Source organism: Mycolicibacterium sphagni (assembly GCF_002250655.1).
Classification (GTDB): Bacteria; Actinomycetota; Actinomycetes; order Mycobacteriales; family Mycobacteriaceae; genus Mycobacterium; species Mycobacterium sphagni.
Genome location: NZ_NOZR01000025.1, coordinates 1 through 20220, shown reverse-complemented (window position 1 = coordinate 20220; position 20220 = coordinate 1). Strand labels below are relative to the sequence as shown.

Sequence of the window (20220 nt, the reverse complement as noted above, 5' to 3'; positions counted from 1 at the left end):
CCTCAGCCGGATGGTGCTTCGTCGGCGACGGCCTCGACCACGCTCAGCGGCGAGGCAGTCGGCACCACCCGCGTCATTCGGAAACCGGCTTCCCGCAGCAGCTTCCGGTACTCGTCTGCGGTCCTCTCACGCGATCCGAGATTCAGGAGCATCTCCAGATCCACCCAGTTCTCTGGGCCGTCGCGACCGTTCTCGCGCACCACCATCTCGACCAGCAGCACGGTGGCTCCCGGCTCAGCGGCGGCGCGCACGTTGCGCAGGATCTGCAGCGACTTGCCGTCAGGCCAGTCGTGGATGATGTTCTTGAGCAGGTAGGCATCTCCCCCGGCGGGAACCTCGTCGAAGAACGACCCGCCCACGATCTGCACCCGGTCCGCGACATGCCTGGCGTTCAACAACTCTGGTGCACCCGCGACGGCGCGTGGCACGTCGTAAAGGACGCCGCGCGAGCCCGGCGCCCTCTCCAGGATGGCGGCCAGCATCGCACCCTGCCCGCCGCCGACGTCGACGATGGTGCGGTAGGCGGCGAAGTCGTAGCTTCCCACCACGACAGCCAGCGTCATCTGTGCCAGGCTGGTCATCGTCTGGTCGAAAAGGTCGGCATGCTCGGGAATCTCGACGAGGTAGTCGAACCCCTCCATTCCGCGCAATGCCGGGACCACCGATTCGCCTGTCCGGACCGAGTCGGTCAGCAGAGTCCAGCGCTCGCGTTGCTCCTGCGAGCCCTGGAACAGGGCCGCGCCCCTGAGCGAGATCGGCGCGTCCGAACGCAGTGTGGCGGCAAGGGAATTCAGCGCGTACCGGCCGTCGCGGCGACGGCGGAAGATGCCACGGCCGATCAGTGCCCGCATGAGCCGACGCAGCGCGTCGGCGTCGGCGCCCACCCTGGCGGCCAGCTCGTCGATGGGCAGTGGTCCGTCGGCAAGCGCATCGGCGATACCCAGCTGGGCGGCGGTGGTGATCGCTTGCGCGGGCCAGCCGGACACCACCAGCTCCATCATCGCCATCGGGGCGGGCAGCAGCCGTTGGTGGAGTAACAGGAGGTGATGGCGGGTCCACTCGACCGCGCGGGCCAGTCGCGCGGGTGGCACCCTGGCACGTCTAGGCATGGGGCACCTCCCGGAATCCGACCCGCTCATGCAGGCGCACCAGTGATTTCGGGGCCCACCAGTTGAACCGGCCCATCATATGCATGAACGCCGGCACGAGCAGGACACGCACCAGCGTGGCATCGGCGAGGACCGCCAGCGTCAGTCCGACGCCCAGCATCCGCAGGAAGGACACCTGCGCTCCGGAGAGCGCCGCAAACGAGATAGCCATGATGAGCGCCGCAGCCGTGATCACCCGCGCGGTGCGAGCCAGTCCCAGGGCCACACTTTTGTCGTTGTCGGCGACGGTCTGGGCGCTGGCCAACCAGAATTCGCGGATACGCGACACCAGGAACACCTCGTAGTCCATCGACAGCCCGAACGCGATGCAGAACAGCAGCACCGGGATGCTGATCGCCAGGGTTCCGGTCGACGTGGTGTCCAGCGCACCGAGGTTGCCGTCCTGGAAGATCCACACCAGCGCACCGAACGCCGCGGTCAGCGACAACACATTGAGTAGCAGCGCCTTCAGCGGCACCACGACGCTGCCCGTCATCAGGAACAGCAGGATGAAGGTGATCCCAGCGATGATGGCCAGCACGACGCCAAGCCGGGATGCGATGGCGCCGGCGGTGTCCCGGTTGACTTGGGATGTTCCACCGATCAGCACGTGCCGGCCGGCCGGCGTGGCAACGGCCTGCAGCTGGTCGAGCTGCGTCTCGGATGCGCGGGAGTACAGCGGCGCGGTGCTGGCGACGGTGAGGTACGCGCTGCCATTGGTGATCGCGGTGGGCGCCGTCGGCGGTCCCGCGGGCGCACCGCCCACGAATGTGCCGCCGGGAGCGGAGACTGACGACACGTCGGATACCCGCGACAGCGCGGCCGCGTAGCCATCCAGCTGCGCGACACCGACTCCGTTGACATCCGGGATGACGACGGTCAGGCTCTTCGCCGGGTCGGCGCTGAACTGCGTGCGCAGCTGATCGCCCACCGCGTGCGGCGAGCTCGTCGTCGGCAGCACCCGATCATCGGGCACGCCCCATCGGGCGCCGAGAAACGGTGCGCCGAGCGCCACCAGGACGGCGACGATCACGAATGCGACGGCCACCGCCCGGCGCATCGAGAACATCGCCACCCGATACCACGGGCTCTCTTCCACCGGACGCGCAGCCGCGACCGGGCGCCGCAGCCACCGGCGCAGATCCAGCGAGTCCAGCCGGTCACCGAGCAGCACGATAGCCGCCGGTGTCACGAAGACGGCGGCGAGGGAAGCGAACGCGACCACGGCGACACCGGCGTAACCGAACGACTTGAGCGCGTAGATCGGGAACAACACCATCGTCGACATCGACAGAGCGACGGTCATCGCCGAGAACAACACCGTCCTGCCGGCGGACACCATGGTGCGCATCAGTGCGTCGTCGCGCTGGACGCCTGCGGCCCGCTCGTCGCGGAATCGGCTCAGCAGCAGCAGGGTGTAATCGATGGCCAGGGCCAAACCGAGGGCGACGGCGAGATTGAGCGCGAAGATGGAGACGTCGGTGGCGAAGGTGATCACGTGTAGCGCGGCCATCGCCCCGAAGATCGCGACAGCACCGACCGCGACCGGCAGCGAGGCCGCCACGAGACCGCCGAACACCCAGACCAGTACCAGGAAGCTCAGCGGAATCGCCACGCCTTCCATGATTTTCAGGTCCTTTTCACTCTGCAGGGTGATCTGTTGCATCATGGCCGCCTCACCGCCGGCCCGCACGGTGACGCCGTCGCGGTCGTGCACCGCTGCGCCGATCAGCGCCTGGGCGTTCTTCGGAGCGCCGTTGTCTCCGCCGGTGACACCGGCGACGATCAGACCGATCGTGCCGTCCTTACTGATCAACGGTGCGGCGGCGGGCGGCGGGACGGTCCACGGCGAGGTCACCGCGCCCACGGCCGGCGCATGGCTCAGCGTCTGCACGATCTCGGTGCCCACCGCCCTCGCCGCGGCGGAATTGACCCCGTCGGGCGAACTGACCGTGATCAGCAGCGGCATGTCACCCTGGCCAAAAGTGCTCGCCAGCAAGGTCTTCGCCTGTGAGGACTGCGCGCCGGGATCGGTGAGTCCCCCGGCCGACAGCCGGCCGGCCACCGGAACGCCGAAGGCTGCCGTGCCGATCAGGACGAGCACGGCGACCGCGACCATCTGCCGGGGAGCACGAGTCGCGAGCCGAGCGATGCCCGCTAACACGGCGTCAGCGTCCCTGCCAGCCACTGCGTACGCGCCTCGAGCCGGCGGAGCTTTCCGCTGGAGGTGCGCGGCAATGTGCCCGGCGCCAACAGCTCAACGTGGTGCGCGGCGATACCGGTGCGCTGCAGCACCCGCGCCGCCACATCGGCCGCCAATCCGGCTGGGGCGTCGGGGGTGGTCTCGACCAGCAAGGCGAGTGCCTCGTCGTCCATATCTGCGGGAAGGTAGCCCACTGCGATCGCACATCCGGCGCGAACGCCGGCCAGCCCGTCGAGGGCGGCCTCGAAGTCCTGGGGTGCGTGGTTGGCTCCCCGGATCACCACCGTCTCCTTGCTGCGTCCGCACACGAAAAGCTCACCGTCCTGGACGAATCCGAGGTCGCCGCAGTCCAGCCAGCCGGCGTGCCGAGCCTGCTCGGTGAGGTCGGGTCGGCCGAAGTAGCCGGCCATCACGCTGGGCCCGCGAACGAAGATGTGCCCCTCCTCGCCTTCGGGCAGTGGTCGCGAATCGTGGCCGCGGATCTCGACCTCGACGCCGGCCAGCGCCCGGCCGGTGCTCACCAGTTCTTTGCCACCGATCTCGACAGACTTGAACGACGAGCCGGCCGGTTTGAAGGTGACCGCCAGCGACGCCTCGGCCAGCCCGTAGACCGGTGTGAACGCGCCCGCGTCAAATCCCCAGGGCCCGAAGCGCTCACCGAACCGGCGCTGAACCTCCGCGCTGGTCAGCTCGGCCCCGTTGAGGCACAGCCGCCACGAACTCAGGTCGACACCGGTGAGCTCATCATCACGAATTCGCTTCAGGCACAAGCCGAATGCGAAGTTGGGAGCAGCGGTGATGGTGCCGCGGTGCCGGGAGATGGCACGCAACCAGGCCCCAGGCACGGCAAGAAACAGTTCGGGCGGAAGCAAGACCAATGGGCGCGGGAGATAGAACGCCATCAGCAGGTTGCCGATCAATCCCATGTCGTGGTAGAGCGGCAGCCACGTGACGCCCACCTGCTCGGGCATGCCGGCTTCGGCGAAATACCCGGCGATCGCCGCAAGGTTGTACAGCAGGTTCTCATGCGTGAGGGCCACGGGTTTGGGATCGTGCGTGGTGCCGGACGAGAATTGGATCAAGGCGAGATCGGCAGCGGCCACACCGATCTCGGGGTAATTCCCGGCGCTCAGATCCGCTGGGGTGGCACACCTGGTCTGGGTGGCTTCGAGCAACGGGCGGATCCGGTCCTCGGTGATCACCAGGATCGCTTGAACCGCCCGCAGCATCGCCGCGGTCCGGTCGCGGTACTCATCGAGCTTGCCGAGCCGCACCGGTGGGTATAGCGGCACCGGCACCGCGCCCGCGTACAGCACCCCGAAGAAGGACGCGACGAACTCCGGGCCGGTCGGCAACACCAGCGCGACGCGGTCGCCGGTCTGTACGCCGGCGGCGCGCAGCCCGGCGGCCAGTGAGCGTGCGTCGCTGCGGATGTCGGCCATCGCGACTTCGGTGTCGGCCTCGTTTCGGTCGACGAAGAACAGGCTCTGGCCACCGAGTGCGGCGGCGTCGAGCATGTCGATCAGTGTCTCGAACTTGGGCCGGATGGCCGGGGCACCCTTCATGAGCGCTCTCGGATGCGGCGCAGCACCAGATGGGCCAGCTCACCAATGGTGTGCAGGTCGTCATCGTCCTGCGCATCCAGGTCGATGTCATAACGTGCTTCGATACGGAACACCAACGACAGCACCTGGGCCGAATCCATCCCGGCGTCCTGCAATCCCGATTCGGCGGTGAGATTTCCTGCCGCGCTGCCGCTTTCGGATTCGATCAGTCCGATGATCTCCTGCGTGACGGTGGCCAAGGTCGTCGGCGGTCCACCGGCTGCCGTCATCTCCGGGTTCCGCCCCACTGGATGGCGGCGGCGCCCGCGAAGTCTCCGGCGTGCGCGAACCCGGCCATCATCACGATGTCGCCGGCACCGATCCGGCCGTCGATGATCGCGGCCTCCAAGTTGACCGGGATGGCGACCGCGAACAGGTTACCGCATTCGTGGAATGTGTCGCGATGGCGCTCAGGTGAAAGGCCCAGCGCCTCATTCCAATTCCGCAGCAGCAACCGGTTCGGCTGATTGGTGACGAGCAGGTCCAGGTCGCCTGGCTTCACCCCGATGCGGTCGCACACCGCGCGCACCACCGCAGGCACCTGCCGGTTGCCTCGGGCCAGCACCTTGATGATCTTGCCCTCGTTGAACCCGACGTAGCCTTGTCCCAGGCCGGCTTCCCACCAACGCCGCGCAGGATCAGCGGCCAGGGTCATGTCGGTGGCGTTCTCACCGAAGTAGCGGCACTCGATATCGAGGACCGGTGAGCTGTCCGACAGGGTGACCAGCCCGACTGCGGCGCCGTCGCCAGGAACCGAGGCCTGGGCCAGCTTGCGCACTTGCTCCTGCTCGAAGATCTTGCCCGCGGCGTTCTGCGCGACCGCGATCAGAGCGGTGCGCCCGGCGCCACCGGTCAGCAGTTGGCGAGCCAGCTTGAGCATCAACACAAATGCCGCGCAACCGCCGTTGTGGACGTCGATGATCCACTCCGGGCTGATACCGAGCCGCTTGGCAACTTCGCCGCCGGCACCGAGGATCGGAAGATCAGGCAGCTGCGAGTGGGTGAGCAGTACGTCGACGTCATTGAGCACATCGGACCCGTGACGGGCGGTCAAGGCGGCGACGGCGCGCTGGATCATGTCGACGTTCGACTCGTCGTCGGCCGCGTGGTGACGGTATTCAGGGGCCCGGAACATGGGGTTGTCGCGCAGGTCGTCGCTGCCGCTGAATTGGGTGTACCACTGCGCCGGGACCCGGTTTTCGGGCAGGTAGGTAGCGACGTCGATCAGGCTGACCGTGTTCATGCCTCACGCATCCAGTGCGGGGTGATGGGTAACCCGTTGTGGTGGCGGTATTCGGCAATCGCCTTGAGGTTCTTCAGTTCCAGGAGGTGGCCGGCACCGAACATCTCCCAGAAGTCACCGACCCAGACCGGTCGCTCCGGCGGCGCGGTATCGGGATAGGGGTTGTCGTCGTAGAACGGGTGGTGGCAGTTGGTCCACAGCACCACCGAGCCAGGCTTGTTGAAGACCACCTGCGCGTCCACGACGCGCATCAGATAGATCATCCACAGGTGCCGCCCCTGGTCCCAAGCGCAGTGGTAGTCGACTGTGCGGGCCTCGCGGTTGGCGACGGTGCGGGTATAGATCTCCGTTTCGCTGCCCAACCGGTCGTAGGCCACCCACAACCCGTCCTCCTCGGTGCGGGTGAACCCACGCAGGCTGTAGGTCCACTCCTCCAGGGAGCGGGTGTCGGCCAGGTAGTCGAACAGCTCATCGGGAGGGCAGTCAATGAAATCGTTGACGGTGCAGTACTCGCCGAAGACCTCGTCGTGCGGATAGACCGCGTGAATCATCTCCATCAGGATCGGGGTGGCCTTTTCCCGGGGCGAGGTCTCGATCCGCATCAGCCCAGGAATCGGGTCGTCGCCGCCGTGGTGAGCGGTGATGTCTTCGAGTGCCGGAAGTGTCATCAGCTGTCCCTCGGTGTTGAGTTTTTCAAAAAGGCTGTGAAGGGCGGTATTTCGTCGGCTGAGCACTCGACCGCCACCACGGACGGACCGTCGACGTCCAGCGCGGCTTTGATCGCCACCCCGAGTTCGGCTATGTCGGAGACGTCGATCGACGGCAGCGCGGGAAACATCGCGGCCAGCCCGGCCCCGAGTCGGCTGGGGCCGAACCGGTTGTAGCTGTACCGGTCGCCGTAGAACAGCTGCTCACGGGTGACGCACATGGCGTGGGCATGGTTGTCGAACAGCACGAAGGTGACCGGAAGCCGGTAATGCAGGGCGGTGTGAATCTCCATGCCCTGCATGAAGAATGCTCCGTCACCGGCAATCACCGCGGTGCGGCCGCGCGCGAACGCCATCCCGATGCCTGCGCCGAAGCTGTATCCCATTCCGCCCATTCCGAGCGCCACCAGGAAGCGGCCGTTGCGGCGGGCCGGCAGCCAATGGATCGCGGCCGCCCCGATATTGCCCGCGTCGACGACGATGTCGGTGTCCTGCGGCAGCACGGCGTCCAGTGTGAGCATGGCGTCCCGGTACCGAACGCCGGACCCCACATACGGCGGTGGGGTCAGTTCACTCGGTGGTGGCGAATCGACGGCCAGGGCCGTACGGCCCGGACTCAACGCCGCAACCAACCGGGCCAGCGAGGCACGCAGGTCGTCGCTGTCGACATGTATGGCAGGCAGATACGGCGGGGCCGAGCCGATCGACGCGATCGGCACCGATCCGAGCGCTTCGTCCAGTCCAGCGCGCGCCATCAGCGGCAGCCGCGTGCCCACCAGCAGGCAGGCGGAGCTGCCGGCCAGCCCCGCGGCCACCGCGGGGTGACCCATCACCCCGGTCACGCCCACTGCCGCATCCGCGGCATCCTTCGCATCCGGCACCGTCGCGATGCTCGCCCGCAGCACCGCGCGCAGGTTGTCCAGTTCCGCGCGGGCGTCGTCGCGGACGACCTGATCGCCGGCGATGATCGTCACCCGGCCGTCGACACCATTCAGCAACTCGATCAACGCCGCGAGATCCTCGACCGTGCGTGTCGAACTCTCGGAGATGTCGTGCTCGGGGGCTTCCACCAAGGCCTGCTGGATGTCCTTGGGCAGCAACAACACCGCCGGTCCACCACCGCTCTTCGCGGCAGACAGTGCCCGCGGCAGCGCGGTCACGATGTCGGCAGGGTTGCACACCCGCTGGCAGAACACCGACACCGCGGAGAACAACGCTTCCCCGTCCAGCGCGCCGTTCATGCCGCTGGTGTCCTGGAATGATCCGCGCCCGTCCATGGTGGTCGGCGGCTGGCCGATGAGCGCCAGGACCGGCACCCGACTGGCGAACGACTCCCCCAGTCCCGGGATGGTGTTGAGGGCTCCGCCGCCGGACGTCGCGGCCACGACGCCGATTCCGTCGCCGGCACGGCTGTAGGCGTCCGCCATCGCGGCCGCGGAGAACTCGTGCTTGGCGATCACTGCGGTCACGTCCGGTGATGAGTAGGCGGCGTCGTAGAGGTCCTCGATATTGGCGCCGTCGACGCCGAACACATGCCGGAGGCCGCGACGTGCCAGGTGTTCGACGATGTAGTCGACTACTCGCGTGCGCCCATCCCCTGCGCCGATGCGCTCAGAGCTGACCGGCATGACGTTCGAGCGCAGTCTCCCCCGGCACGTGCCCAGAAACAGCGCTCGCCATGACCCCCACCTAGTCGGTCCAACTCGCACGAACCCTAATCCAGAAGCGCGGTATTTCGCCGGGATTTGACGATCTGGCAGAGAACCGCGCCGGGTCGTAGCGGTATTTGCCCGAGCCCAGCGCCAACCTGCCGTGCGCGAAATGTGAACACGACGATCTCCGGTACAACGGCCCACCGGCGGCCCTGACTTCGCGCCCGCGAGCCGTGATCGGGCCGGGGCGAATTCTTCGGCTTAACGGCGAATTGCCGCACTGGCAATTGCCTGTGTACCGCGCAGCCATCCGAGGCCGGCGCGCCTCGACGAAAACACAGCCTCGCCTCCGCGAAGCATCGCGGACGCTGGGAACTTACCCAGATTGACGCGTGCGGCACCTGTCTGCGCACGTTATTGACCCCGCCGCAACCCTGCGGCCGCATCCGCCGGCGCGGCGGAGCGCGAACAGCTCTTGACGGGCGTTTGTGGCGTACATCACACTGATCTTCTTTCCGTGAACACACGCACGCCGTCGCTGGTACAACGCACGTACTCGTACCGCTGGTAAACGCACGACGACAAAGCTCGGACTTTGCTGGGGGAAGTAGTCGTACCAGCGATTAAGGAGGTGTCTGCCGTTGACCGCAGGTGTCCATGACGCGACTGCGGCCGAAGCAGCTCCCGAGGCGCAAGGCAACGATCTCGCCTGCGTCGACATCGACGTCGACATGGCCGTCGCCACCCCCGTCGACATCGTTTCCGACGACACGACGTCCGGCCCACACGAAGATCGCGCGCCCGTCGCGGAGCCGTCGACCGGACGCCAGGTCGCCGCCATCCTAAGCAGACCGCTTAGGCATGTGCTCGCCCAAATGGATTCGTCCTTGCAGACATTGGGCCGCTTCTTCGGCCTCGGCGCACAGGCGTTCGCGTTCCTCGTCACCGACCTGGTCCGGCTGCGCCACCCGTGGCGGGACACCGTCAACCAGGCCTGGTTCATCATCAGTGTTACCGCGATTCCGGCCCTGCTGGTGTCCATCCCGTTCGGGGTGATCGTGGCCGTGCAGGTGGGCAACTTCATCCAGCAGGTCGGCGCCTCGTCGGTCTCGGGCGCGGCCGGTGGCCTTGGTGTGATCCGGCAAGGGGCACCGATGGTGGCCGCGTTGCTGCTCGGCGGCGCGGCCGGCTCGGCAGTGGCCACCGATCTCGGCGCCCGCACCATCCGCGAAGAAGTCGACGCACTGCGCGTGATGGGCGTGGACCCGGTTCAGCGACTCGTCACCCCGCGACTGGCGGCGATCGTGTTCGTCGCACCGGTGCTGTGCGCCTTCATCATCTTCATGGGGCTGGCGGCGGGCTATGCCATCAACGTCGGCTTCCAGTCCGGCACACCCGGCAGCTACATCGCCTCGTTCGCGTCGTTCGCCAGCGTCAGCGACGTCGTGGTCGCCATGCTCAAGACTTGGTTGTTCGGCGTCGTGGTGATCCTGGTCGCCTGCCAGCGCGGCCTGGAGACCACCGGCGGCGCGCGCGGTGTGGCTGACGCGGTCAACGCCTCCGTCGTCATCGGCGTGGTCGCGGTGTTCGTTCTCAACCTGATCATCACCCAGGGTGTGTCGATGTCCATGCCGCTGAGGATGGGCTGATGGCGACTCCGGCCCGGTATCTCCCGGGCGTCCTGCGCGCCCCGCTATGGGTCGCCGAGCGGGGCGACTCGGTGTTCCAACGTCTCGGGCATCAGGTCAGCTTCCTGGCTCAGGTGCTCGGGGCGGTCCCGCACACGCTCAAGCACTACCGGCACCAGACCGGGGTGCTGCTGGTCGACGTGATGTGGGGCAACGGGTCACTGATCGTCGGCGGCGGCACCATCGGCGTGCTGGTGTTCATGGGCGCTGCGGTCGGCGGTTCGGTGGGCATCGAAGGATATAGCGCCCTCGACATGGTCGGCATGGGCCCACTGACCGGATTCGTCTCCGCCTACGCCAACACCCGCGAGATGGCGCCGATGATCGCCGGGATCGGCTTCGCCGCCCAGGCCGGCTGCCGCATGACCGCCGAGATCGGCGCGATGCGGATCTCCGAAGAGATCGACGCGCTGGAAGCGCTGGGCATCCGATCGATCCCGTTCGTGGTCACCACTCGCGTGATCGCCGGGATGCTGACCATCATTCCGCTCTATGTGGTGACACTGGCGCTGAGCTACGTGTCATGCGCACTGGTGGTCAACGTGCTGCACGGGCAGTCGTCGGGCACGTACTACCACTACTTCGATTCGTTCATCGGGCCGTCCGATGTGGTGTTCTCGGTGCTCAAGGCCGTCATCTTCGTGACACTGATCATCGCCATCCACGGTTACCAGGGCTACTACGCCATGGGCGGTCCCGAAGGTGTCGGACGTGCCTCGGGCCGAGCCATCCGGGCCAGCATCGTCACCGTGGTCGCCGCCGATATGGTGCTGACGCTGTTGTTCTGGGGTAACAGTCCCGGGATTCGGATTTCGGGGTAGGGCATGCCGATTTCCTCAGATCCAGGAGGACGGGTACCCAGTTCACGCTCGTTGCGAATTCGGGGCCTCGTTGCCGCGGTGGTGCTGGCTCTCATCGGCGCCGTGCTCTACCAGTTGGGTACCGGCGGCTACTCCGACACGTTCAAGCTGACGGTGATGGCTGACAAGCTCGGCGAAGGACTCACCCCGGGCGCGGAAGTGAAATTCCGCGGCCTGACCATCGGTTCGGTGAAAACGCTGCAGTCGGCCGGCTTCAACAAGCAGAAGATCACCCTGGAACTCGAGCCGCGCCAAGCTGCGGCCCTGGCCGCCGATACCACCGCAAACTTCACGTCTTCCAACACTTTCGGCCTCGCAGCGGTGGAACTGGTCAGCAGCGGAACCGGGCCCCGGTTGACGCCGAACGAGACGCTGACGGTCGACACCAACGTGAAGTCGGCGTCCATCACCGGCCTGCTGCGGCAGGGCCAGAAGTTCGGCCGCATCATGGACTCCCCCGATATCGACCACATCATCGGGATCGTGCGCAAGCACGCCGACCTCACCGAGCCGGTCACCCGGTCGTATTTCGACCTGATCAAGATGCTCACCGACTCCCAGAAAGTGCCCTTCTCTCAGACACTTTCGGTTCTCGCCTCGGTGGTCAACGGCGTCAGCGATGCCGTGCCGCTCGTGAGCCTGGCCTACGACCTGCTCAACGGGATGGAGTTCCTGGCGCACCCCGACGGGGTCGACCGGATGAACCTCATCATGGACCAGACCGCCAAGCTGCTCTTCAACATGGACGGGATCTTCGCCAAGCACATGACGTGGCTGGTCCCGCTGTTCGGCGGGATCATGAGCGTGTGGTTGCCGTACGCCTACAGCATCGGGAGTATGTCGCCGGCCTATGACCGGATCTCTGGTCTGCTGGACCGCACCAGCGCGGCGTTTCCGATCATCAACGGCAAGGTCCGGCTGAACCTCGAACTCACCCTGGACACCATGCCGGGTCTGACCAACGCGCTGCCCGCCGGCGAACCTCCCGACCCCGCCCCAGCACCACTTCCGGCGGAGGCGGGTGGCCGATGAGAAGTGTCACCAAATCGGTGGTGTGGCTGACGATCTTCACTGCGGTCGCCGTGGTCTGCACGCTCATCGTGCTGACTGCACTGCGCAGTCCGGTCAACGGTGCCCAGTCCCGCTACACCGCGACATTCTCCGATGTGTCCGGGCTCTACGTGGGTGACGACGTGCGGATCTCCGGAGTGCAGGTCGGCAAGGTGGAAACCATCCGCCTCGACGGGCGCGTCGCGAAGGTGGACTTCACCGCCCAAGCCGACCATCCCGTGTACACGAACACCGTTGCCGCAGTGCGCTACCAGACCCTGATCGGTCAGCGCTACGTCGAACTCGTCCAACCGAACACGCCCGACCGCCAGCTGCCCGACGGCGGGGCCATCCCCATCGGGCAGACCATCCCGTCGTTCGATGTCGCCAAGCTGTTCAACGGGTTTCAGCCGATCTTCCAGACGCTGGACCCGGCCCAATTCAACCTTCTGGGCGAGAACCTCCTGCGGCTGATACAGGGCGACGAATCCGGCATCGGCCCGTTCCTTCATGACCTCGACGAAATCTCCAAGCTGGCGGTGGACCGCCAACTCGTCATCACCACCATGATCCGCAACCTCAGCGCGATCTCCCAAGATCTGGGCGGAAAGTCAGGCCAGCTGTTTCAGCTGATCTCCGAACTCAACGAGGTGCTCGCGAAATTCGGCTCCAAGGCCGAGGAATTCCGTCAGTCCCTGGACAGCGGACTGCCGGTCCTTCGGAGCACCACCCACGTTCTGCAATACTTCGAGCGCACCTTCGACGGGACCACCGTTCCGCTCTACGACTTGACCAGCCGGATGTGGCCGCAGACCCCGACGATCATCGCCGGCCTGTCGCTGGCGCCCTCGCTGATCCAGGGCATGCGGGACTGGCTGGTGGACGAACAACCGGCCGCCCCAACGTTTTCCTGCTCGCGCGGCGAAGTGACGCTGCCGGGAATCGGTCAGGTGTCGTTCGCGCAGCAGAACCTGGTGGTGTGCCGGTAATGGAACGCGCCAACCGAATCGCCGCACTCCGCGCGAAAATCGGCGGTAGGCACGGCTCGCTCGACGAGCGTGAAACCGCCAAGCGAAACCGCCGCAACGGCATCATCGGCGTCGTCGTCATCATCGCCTCGCTGGCCGGCACCGCGATGGCCTACCTCAATCCGGCCGATGAGGCCGGCTACACCGCACACATGCCCAACTCGGCCGGGTTACGCGCCGGCGATCAGGTGCGTGTCGCAGGTATCGCGGTGGGCAAGGTGACCACCGTTCGCCTGGACGGTGCGCTGGTCGAGATGAAGTTCGACGTCGAGAACTCCGTGCAGGTCGGCTCGGATTCCACCCTCGACATCAAGCTGCTGACTCCGCTGGGCGGCCACTATGTGGCATTGGACCCCAAGGGTGGGATGCCGCTGGGTCGCAACGGAATTCCGCCGAGCCGAGTCACCCTGCCGTTCGAGGTCAACGACATCATCCAGGCAGCCACCCCGGTGGTCAAGAAGGTGGACGGTCAGGTCATCCACGACACCTTCGCCGAAGTTGCCAACGCGGCCAACCGGTATCCCGACGCGATACGCAACCTGCTGCAGTCGGCGGACACGTTGACGGAGTCGATGAGCAAGTCCACCGTCGATTTTCACCGCGGTCTGGACTTCGTCAACAACGGGCTGCGCGCCATGACGAACGGACGCGCACAGCTCATCGCACTATTCGAGCAGTTCGACATCCTCGGCAAGATGTATACCTCGAAGGCAGTCGATATCGTCGAGTTCTTCGGCCTGATCAAGGAATTGGCCCGTCTGCTCGACCGCCTCACCGTGTGGTACGGCCGGGACGTGGCTCCCGTAGCCGAGGGAATCGAAGATATCAGCGACACGCTGGCCGCCCACCCCGAACAGTGGGGCCAAGCCCTCGACGGTCTGGGCCAGACCCTCAACATCATCGGACCGATGCTCAGCGGAAACGGAGTCGTCTTCGACGAGCACAACCGGCTGGTTCCCGGACAAGACCTGTGTCTGCCCAACATCATGAAGGCCTGCTGAGATGGCCGACAGCGCGGGAATCGGTGCCCGACTGCGATCGCGACGGGTGATCGCAGCGGTGGTGGCGGTCGTCGTCGTGATCGCGGTCGCAGTGGTCGTGGGCATCAAAATCCTGACGCCCAAGATCAACCCCACCCGGGCGATGTGCGCCGAATTCACCGACGCGGTCGGGCTGTATCCGGGCAACAAAGTCGCGCTGCTGGGTATCGAGGTCGGCTCGATGAACGCGATCGTGAACAAGCCCGACCACGTCGAGGTGGACTTCACCGTGCCGGCCGACCTCGCCCTGCCGGCCGACGTCGGCGCAGTCACCTACTCGCAGTCGATTGTCACTGATCGCCATATTGAACTGACCAAGGCCTACACCGGCGGACCGAAGTTCACCGGTCCGGGCTGCATCAAGCTGAAGTCCACCAAGACCCCGATCAGTGTCAGCGAAACCTTCGCCGCCATCGGCAATCTCACCGATGACATCCTGGGAAACCAGCCGGGCCAAGACGCCTCCAAAGCACCAGGTGTGCAGGCCATCAATGACAGCCTGACCGCGGCCAGCAATTCACTGAAGGGCACAGGTCCCGGCATCAACAAGACGATGCGCAATCTGGTGACCATGCTGGCCGACCCGTACAAGGCCGACGCGGACTACCGGGCGCTGTTCGAGAACAGCGAGATCCTCACCTCCGACTTCCTCAAGAATTGGGACAGCTTCGCGTCGGTCATCCGGACGCTTCCGGTCACCACTCAGTTGATGGAGGGCTTGTCGGACAACTTCGGCGCCGCGCTGGCGTCTTTCTCGCATCTGCTGCCGATCCTGGTGGAAGCGCTCAGCCGGTTCGGACCGCGGTGGTATGAGAAATTCGATGCCCGGTTCTCGGGGCTGCGGGACCTGCTGAACCGACACATCCCGGCGATCACCGCGATGATCAATTCGTGGCCGCAGTTCAGCCACTGGATTGCCGATATCTACGAGCCGTCTTGGGGTACGCACAACGTCACCTATATCCCGCCGCAGGTGTCGATCGCGCCGACACAGGCCGGCGCCATCTGCGAAGGGCTGAAAGCGCGCAACATCCCCGGTGCCGCGGCGGCATGCGCGTCGGGCACCCCGACGGACCCGGTCACGCTGGGCCTCACCAATCTCGTTCTGGGGGCGGCACTGCCATGACCCGACCGACGATGCGCGCGCTGTGTGCCCTGCTGGCCACGGTGGCCATGAGCTTCACCGCGTCCTGCTCGCTGGATCCGACCCGGCTGCCGGTCCCTGGCGCCTACACCCCCCGTCACCCCTACAACATCAACATCGAGTTCTCCAGCGTCCTCAATCTGCCCGCGCGGGCGAAGGTCGACTCCGGTGGCGTTCAGATCGGTGTGCTCGATCGCGTCGAGCTCGTGGGGAACACGGCGGTCACCTACGTCGAAATAGCCGGCGATACAAAACTTCCCGTCAATACCCGCGCCGAGCTTCGCCAGGCCACGCCGCTGGGCGATATCTATATCGCACTGTTGCCACCGGAGGACAGGTCCGGGCCGATACTGCGCAACGGCGACACGATCCCGATGCGCAACACCGCGCCGGCCGACAACGTCGAAGACCTGTTGCGGTCGATGTCGAACCTGGTGGCCGGCGGCGCCATCGGCACGCTCCAAACCACCGTGGTCAACGTCAACAAGGCGTTCCCGCAAGATCCCAACGAGCTGACCCACATGCAGCACACCGTCGCCGGAGTGCTCAATGACCTTGCCGCCAACCAGGACACGATCGACGGAATCCTCTCCGGGATGGAGAACATCACCTCCAGCTTTGCGGCGAACACGCAGGTGTTCAACCGGTTGATCACCGAGGGCCCGGCGAAACTTCAAGGCCTGTCGGCGGTCACCATGGCCATCCTGAACGTGGTGGGCGCCTCCAAGGACGTCGGGAAACTCGGCGGGGAACTCATCAACCCGATCGCCGGCGATTTGATGCAGATCCTGTCCTACATCACGCCGATGGTCGACACGATGGCGACCGCGGACACCACCATTCCGGTGATCGCCGACAAATTCCTCGCGCTGCTGCGCTACAAGCTTCTGGGGTTCTTCCGCGACGGCGGCCCGAAATACAACATCACCGAACTTCACGCACCGACCGGGCAAGAGGGCGTGGACCCCGCCGACAAGGCCGACGCGGCGGTCAAGGCGATGCAGACGATGGGAATGGTGCCATGAAATTCAACGCGCGCACCACGCTGGCAATCCTGGTGGTGATGACGCTGGCCGGCGCGGCCTACATGTCGTTCGGCGTCCTCGACATGGGACCGACCAAGCAGGTAAATCGACTCACGCTGCTGCTCAACAGCTCCGGCGGCCTGATGCCTACTTCGGAAGTGACGATGCGCGGCATCAAGGTCGGCCGGGTGACCGGCATTCAGACCACCGATACCGGGCTGGCGGTATCGATGGAGGTCGACCGCAAATACGAGGTCCCCGCCGACAGCATGATCAGTGTGGAGAACTTGTCGGCGGCCGGCGAACAGTACATCGACTTCCGGCCGAAATTGATTGCGCCACCGTACTTTACCGACGGCGCGGTGATTCAGCCAGACCGGGTCGCACCGATCGTCACGGCCAGCGACCTGCTCACCAAGGCCAACGTCCTGTTCACCGCGCTCAACCTGGACCAGATACACGGCATCATCAACGACATGTCCGCGGCGTTCAAGGGCAATGACGACACCATCGATTCGCTGGCCGTCACCGCGGGGTTGACCGCCAAGGTGATCCGCGACGACAAGGAATTGATGGGCACCTTGTTCAGCAACGTCTCGACGTTCACCACCAACCTGGGCGATCTCCACGCCGGCGAAATCATCAGCGAGACCGGCAAGATCCTGCCGAAGTCGGTGCCGGCGTTCTTGCAGCTTGTCCACCAGATCGAGATTCTGTCGCACACCGGCATCGGCGTGATCGGCCCACACGATCCGGCAGGGATCCTGGTGAACAAGTTAGGCGAGTGGCTCGACATGCTGGCCGGCCCGTTGGGCACCTTCGCCACCATCCTGCAGCCGGCGCTGGCGCCGCTCCACGACGTTAAGGTGGACGCGGGGCACTGGCTGGACTTTTGGGAATCGACGTTCAACGACACCGGCGGCGTGCGGGTTCAACTCAACGTGCCTGAGTGGCACCAGTGAACGCGAACGACACCAACAGCAAGGAATCATCTGACATGGGCGAGTCAACCGTCGGCGAAGACGACAAGGTGGACGAGAGCGCACCCGAGGCCACGGATACGAAGGCTGAAGCCGAAGGAAAGCTCGCCGTCGACCCAATGCCGGCGCCGCAGCCGTGGTCGAAGCGGCGCGGGCTTTGGGTCGCAGTCGTTTTGGTGGCAGCGGTGCTCGCGGGTGGTGTGTTCGGCTTCATCAAATATCAGCAGGTAAGCGACCAGCTCGCTCAGTTGCGTCAAGCCCAGGCTGATCGCGAGGCGGTCGCGCAGCTCGCCAGGGACTACGCGTTGAAGTCGCTGAACTACACCTTCGAAGATCCCGACGCCTTCTTCAAGGCCGTCGAAGACGGGGTGTCGCAGCAGCTCAAGGACAAGTACGTCAACGCCACCGATCTGCTCAAAGCGGTCATGCTGCAGGCGCAGGTGAGCTCCACCGGTGAGGTGCTGGCCACCGACCCGGTCCTTCAGCCCGACGGTTCCTTCCAGGTGGTGGTGTCAGCGCATCAGACCACCCGCAATCTGCAGAACCCAACGCCGAAAGTGTCCATCATCCTGTTGCAAGTCACCGTGGCCAAGGCCGGCAACGGCTGGCAGGTCGCCGACATTGGCCCGAAGACCGGCACCAAAGCTGCTGAGGAACAACAGATTCCGGGTGCCGCGGCACCGGCGGCGCCCGGTGGTCCTGCGCCCGCGCCTGGCACCGGTCCCGTACCCGTTCCCCCGCCGGGACCGGCACCGGCCATACCAGCTCCGGCTCCACGTCCGTGAAACGACTGCCGCTCCTGGTCGCCATCGTGACGATGGTGACTGCCGGTGCGGTGCCTCCCCCGCGCGCGGCCGCTGACACCACGCTGCCGCCGTGCCCCCAGACCGACCCGGTCATCACCCCAACCGGCACGTCCGACCAGGTGGACTGCATCCTGCACGCCGGCGACCTGGATTTCACGGTCAAGTACTGGAGTGTGCCCGAATTGCCACGGCCCAGAGCGGTAAAGGTCACCGTGACCGATCGGTCGGGGGCGGTCGTGCAGACCATCGATGAGCTACTGGAGCCCTCGGCCCCGGGCGGCGTGGGATTGCAGGATGTCGACGGCGACGGCCGCGAGGAGCTGATCATCCCGATCTCCCAGAACCTGCTCAACGGCGGCAATCCCAATACCCGGTTCTCGGTGTGGCGTGCGCCGGGTGACAGCCAGCATTACGAACGGACCCAGATGGTCGCCCAAGCCGTCTATCCCAGTGGCGACGGTTATCTGGTCACCAACGGCGGCGGCCCGTCCAGCCGGGATCTGACCTTCTACCTACCGACCGGGGCGGGGTACACACTCGTGGTCGTGTTGACTATCGAAGTCCTGGAGGCTGATCCGGCCACCAATCAGGCATTGACCGTCAATTGCCGTGCGCACCAGGAAGATGGGCTGCACGCGGTCGACATGACCGACCACCAAGCCGAGGACTACTTCTGCAATTCGCCTGCCGCCAAGGCTATTTGGCCCGACGCCGAACGCGTTCAGATCAAACGTTGGGGCCTGGGCGGAAACTAGGGCGTTACGGCGCGCAGTAATCGCGGACCGCGACTAACAAGCCCCTGGCCTTGCCGAGATCGCTGGCGAGTCCTTCAGGGCTGGCCGGCCGGTATGGATCGCTGTTGTCGATCTGAGACGCCACCATGTTCGACCGGATCCGCAGATCGATCCCGGGCGCGCTGCTCAGGTTGTGCAGCGGGCTCAGTGGGGCGCGGACCTGGGCGGCCACCCACGGCGGCGTCCCAGTCGGCGTGATGGTGTTGAACACCGCTTCCAACTGATCCGCCGCCGGCAGCAGCAAGGCGCAGTCGTCATCGCTGGCCGCCGCGACGGGCGCAACCGCCACGCACATGGCGGCTGCAACAACCGTGGGCAGCGCAGTCAGTTGTCGGAACATCGTCTTTACCTTCGCATTGCGCCGACGATAAGGGGCCACGTTCGCTCAATCGATGCGCCCGATCTATGCCACACGCGTTACCATCGCTACAACCAGGTATTTGCTTGCGCAACTACTCGCGCGTCGAGGAGCACACGAACAATGACGCCGGAATTCGATCGCGGCACGGTGATCGATACAGCGCTGAAATTCTTCTTGTCGCGCGGATTCGGTCCCACGACGCTCGACGACATCGCCGAAGCCGGCGGGATACCCGTCGAGACTCTCGGCGCGGCCTTCCCCACCAAGGAGTCGGTAGTCCTCGACGTCGTCGACGACATGTTGGCTGCCGTCGTCAGGCACCTGGCCGACGGCGAGCAGGACGAGGATCTGGTCGACGCGCTGAGCCGGGCCCATAAGGAAATGCTTGGCGAGATCATCGCCGGTACCGGAGCGGTGCCGCTGGAACGGATGCAACAGATGGGGTTGCTGGCCATGGCGTCACCCGCCGTGGCCGAGCTCAGCGCGACGCGCCGCAAACAGACGCTCACACCCGCACTCGCCGATCACTACGGCATGAAGCGTGACGATCCGCTGATCATCAGGACCATCACCGTCTGGTCGGCGGTGGTGGCCGGCACCTACGCCGCGGGCATCGGCGATTTCGCCGATGTCGAGCCGGACGCGGATCTGCGCGACACCAAACGCATGACGCGACGGTTGAATCACGCCTTCGAACACATCACCGGCCGAGGCGGCCACTGAGCCGGCGGTCTCGATCCCGTCGGATCATCGTTGCGAGCCGGTGGCCGCGTTGAGTTGAGCGGTCAGATCGGTGTGGCCGTGGTCGTGCTTGGACAGTGCTTGGATCGAAACATCATGACCCTCAGCGGATTTGCGTAGTGCACCGATGGTGGCCTGATCCTTGG

General features: G+C 65.6%; 19 protein-coding genes and 1 pseudogene. 11 read left to right on the top strand and 9 right to left on the bottom strand.

Annotated features, from left to right (window positions below; genetic code table 11):
- Positions 1-2: 2 nt before the first annotated feature.
- Genes CG716_RS23715 through CG716_RS23685 form a run of 7 tightly spaced genes read right to left on the bottom strand, consistent with a single transcriptional unit; the run spans position 3 to position 8533 of the window.
- On the bottom strand, positions 3-1109 hold the full coding sequence (locus tag CG716_RS23715; RefSeq protein ID WP_094483579.1) for a methyltransferase: 1107 nt from the start codon (positions 1107-1109) through the stop codon (positions 3-5).
- Complete coding sequence (locus tag CG716_RS23710; protein ID WP_094483578.1) at positions 1102-3312, bottom strand: MMPL family transporter; 2211 nt, start codon at positions 3310-3312, stop codon at positions 1102-1104. The genes CG716_RS23715 and CG716_RS23710 overlap by 8 nt, the downstream gene beginning before the upstream one ends.
- Positions 3306-4916 (bottom strand): AMP-binding protein, encoded by a 1611-nt coding sequence (locus tag CG716_RS23705; protein WP_094483577.1) that lies wholly within the window; start codon positions 4914-4916, stop codon positions 3306-3308. Before CG716_RS23705 ends, CG716_RS23710 begins: the two co-directional genes overlap by 7 nt.
- The gene (locus CG716_RS23700; protein WP_094483576.1) at positions 4913-5185 is read right to left on the bottom strand and encodes a phosphopantetheine-binding protein; all 273 of its coding nucleotides are present in this window, start codon (positions 5183-5185) and stop codon (positions 4913-4915) included. The genes CG716_RS23705 and CG716_RS23700 overlap by 4 nt, the downstream gene beginning before the upstream one ends.
- Positions 5182-6198, bottom strand: a complete 1017-nt coding sequence (locus CG716_RS23695) for a 3-oxoacyl-ACP synthase III family protein (protein WP_094483575.1) — start codon at positions 6196-6198, stop codon at positions 5182-5184. Before CG716_RS23695 ends, CG716_RS23700 begins: the two co-directional genes overlap by 4 nt.
- On the bottom strand, positions 6195-6866 hold the full coding sequence (locus CG716_RS23690; RefSeq protein WP_094483574.1) for a DUF8713 domain-containing protein: 672 nt from the start codon (positions 6864-6866) through the stop codon (positions 6195-6197). The genes CG716_RS23695 and CG716_RS23690 overlap by 4 nt, the downstream gene beginning before the upstream one ends.
- Positions 6866-8533 (bottom strand): thiamine pyrophosphate-binding protein, encoded by a 1668-nt coding sequence (locus CG716_RS23685; RefSeq protein ID WP_094483573.1) that lies wholly within the window; start codon positions 8531-8533, stop codon positions 6866-6868. The genes CG716_RS23690 and CG716_RS23685 overlap by 1 nt, the downstream gene beginning before the upstream one ends.
- Before the next feature lie 899 nt (positions 8534-9432).
- Here CG716_RS23685 and CG716_RS23680 point away from each other — a divergent pair.
- The 10 genes from CG716_RS23680 to CG716_RS23635 are packed head-to-tail and all read left to right on the top strand — an operon-like array spanning position 9433 to position 18933.
- Complete coding sequence (locus CG716_RS23680) at positions 9433-10206, top strand: MlaE family ABC transporter permease (RefSeq protein ID WP_234818003.1); 774 nt, start codon at positions 9433-9435, stop codon at positions 10204-10206.
- Positions 10206-11066: an MlaE family ABC transporter permease gene (locus CG716_RS23675; RefSeq protein ID WP_094483572.1), complete on the top strand. Its 861-nt coding sequence runs from the start codon at positions 10206-10208 to the stop codon at positions 11064-11066. Before CG716_RS23680 ends, CG716_RS23675 begins: the two co-directional genes overlap by 1 nt.
- A 3-nt stretch (positions 11067-11069) precedes the next feature.
- Positions 11070-12137 carry an MlaD family protein gene (locus tag CG716_RS23670; protein WP_094483571.1) on the top strand — a complete coding sequence of 356 codons (1068 nt, stop codon included), beginning with the start codon at positions 11070-11072 and terminating at the stop codon, positions 12135-12137.
- Positions 12134-13144: an MlaD family protein gene (locus CG716_RS23665; protein ID WP_094483570.1), complete on the top strand. Its 1011-nt coding sequence runs from the start codon at positions 12134-12136 to the stop codon at positions 13142-13144. Before CG716_RS23670 ends, CG716_RS23665 begins: the two co-directional genes overlap by 4 nt.
- Complete coding sequence (locus CG716_RS23660) at positions 13144-14184, top strand: MlaD family protein (RefSeq protein ID WP_094483569.1); 1041 nt, start codon at positions 13144-13146, stop codon at positions 14182-14184. Before CG716_RS23665 ends, CG716_RS23660 begins: the two co-directional genes overlap by 1 nt.
- Before the next feature lies 1 nt (position 14185).
- Positions 14186-15349: an MlaD family protein gene (locus CG716_RS23655; protein WP_094483568.1), complete on the top strand. Its 1164-nt coding sequence runs from the start codon at positions 14186-14188 to the stop codon at positions 15347-15349.
- Entirely contained in the window at positions 15346-16392 is a 1047-nt protein-coding gene (locus tag CG716_RS23650; RefSeq protein WP_094483567.1) for an MlaD family protein, read from the top strand. The genes CG716_RS23655 and CG716_RS23650 overlap by 4 nt, the downstream gene beginning before the upstream one ends.
- A complete protein-coding gene (locus CG716_RS23645) occupies positions 16389-17354 on the top strand; it encodes an MlaD family protein (protein ID WP_094483566.1) in 966 nt (321 codons plus the stop codon). Before CG716_RS23650 ends, CG716_RS23645 begins: the two co-directional genes overlap by 4 nt.
- 35 nt (positions 17355-17389) lie before the next feature.
- Positions 17390-18157, top strand: a complete 768-nt coding sequence (locus CG716_RS23640; RefSeq protein ID WP_094483650.1) for a hypothetical protein — start codon at positions 17390-17392, stop codon at positions 18155-18157.
- A gap of 32 nt (positions 18158-18189) precedes the next feature.
- A complete protein-coding gene (locus CG716_RS23635) occupies positions 18190-18933 on the top strand; it encodes a hypothetical protein (protein ID WP_420093219.1) in 744 nt (247 codons plus the stop codon).
- 4 nt (positions 18934-18937) lie between these two features.
- Here the strand turns inward: CG716_RS23635 and CG716_RS23630 are convergent, their stop codons facing one another.
- A complete protein-coding gene (locus CG716_RS23630; RefSeq protein WP_094483564.1) occupies positions 18938-19312 on the bottom strand; it encodes a hypothetical protein in 375 nt (124 codons plus the stop codon).
- A 141-nt stretch (positions 19313-19453) separates the two neighbouring features.
- Here CG716_RS23630 and CG716_RS23625 point away from each other — a divergent pair, with 141 nt between their 5' ends.
- Positions 19454-20056, top strand: a complete 603-nt coding sequence (locus tag CG716_RS23625; protein WP_094483563.1) for a TetR/AcrR family transcriptional regulator — start codon at positions 19454-19456, stop codon at positions 20054-20056.
- A 24-nt stretch (positions 20057-20080) separates the two neighbouring features.
- On the opposite strand, the pseudogene CG716_RS30880 reads toward CG716_RS23625, so the two are convergent.
- Positions 20081-20220, bottom strand: a pseudogene (locus CG716_RS30880) (amidohydrolase family protein); the annotation flags it as partial.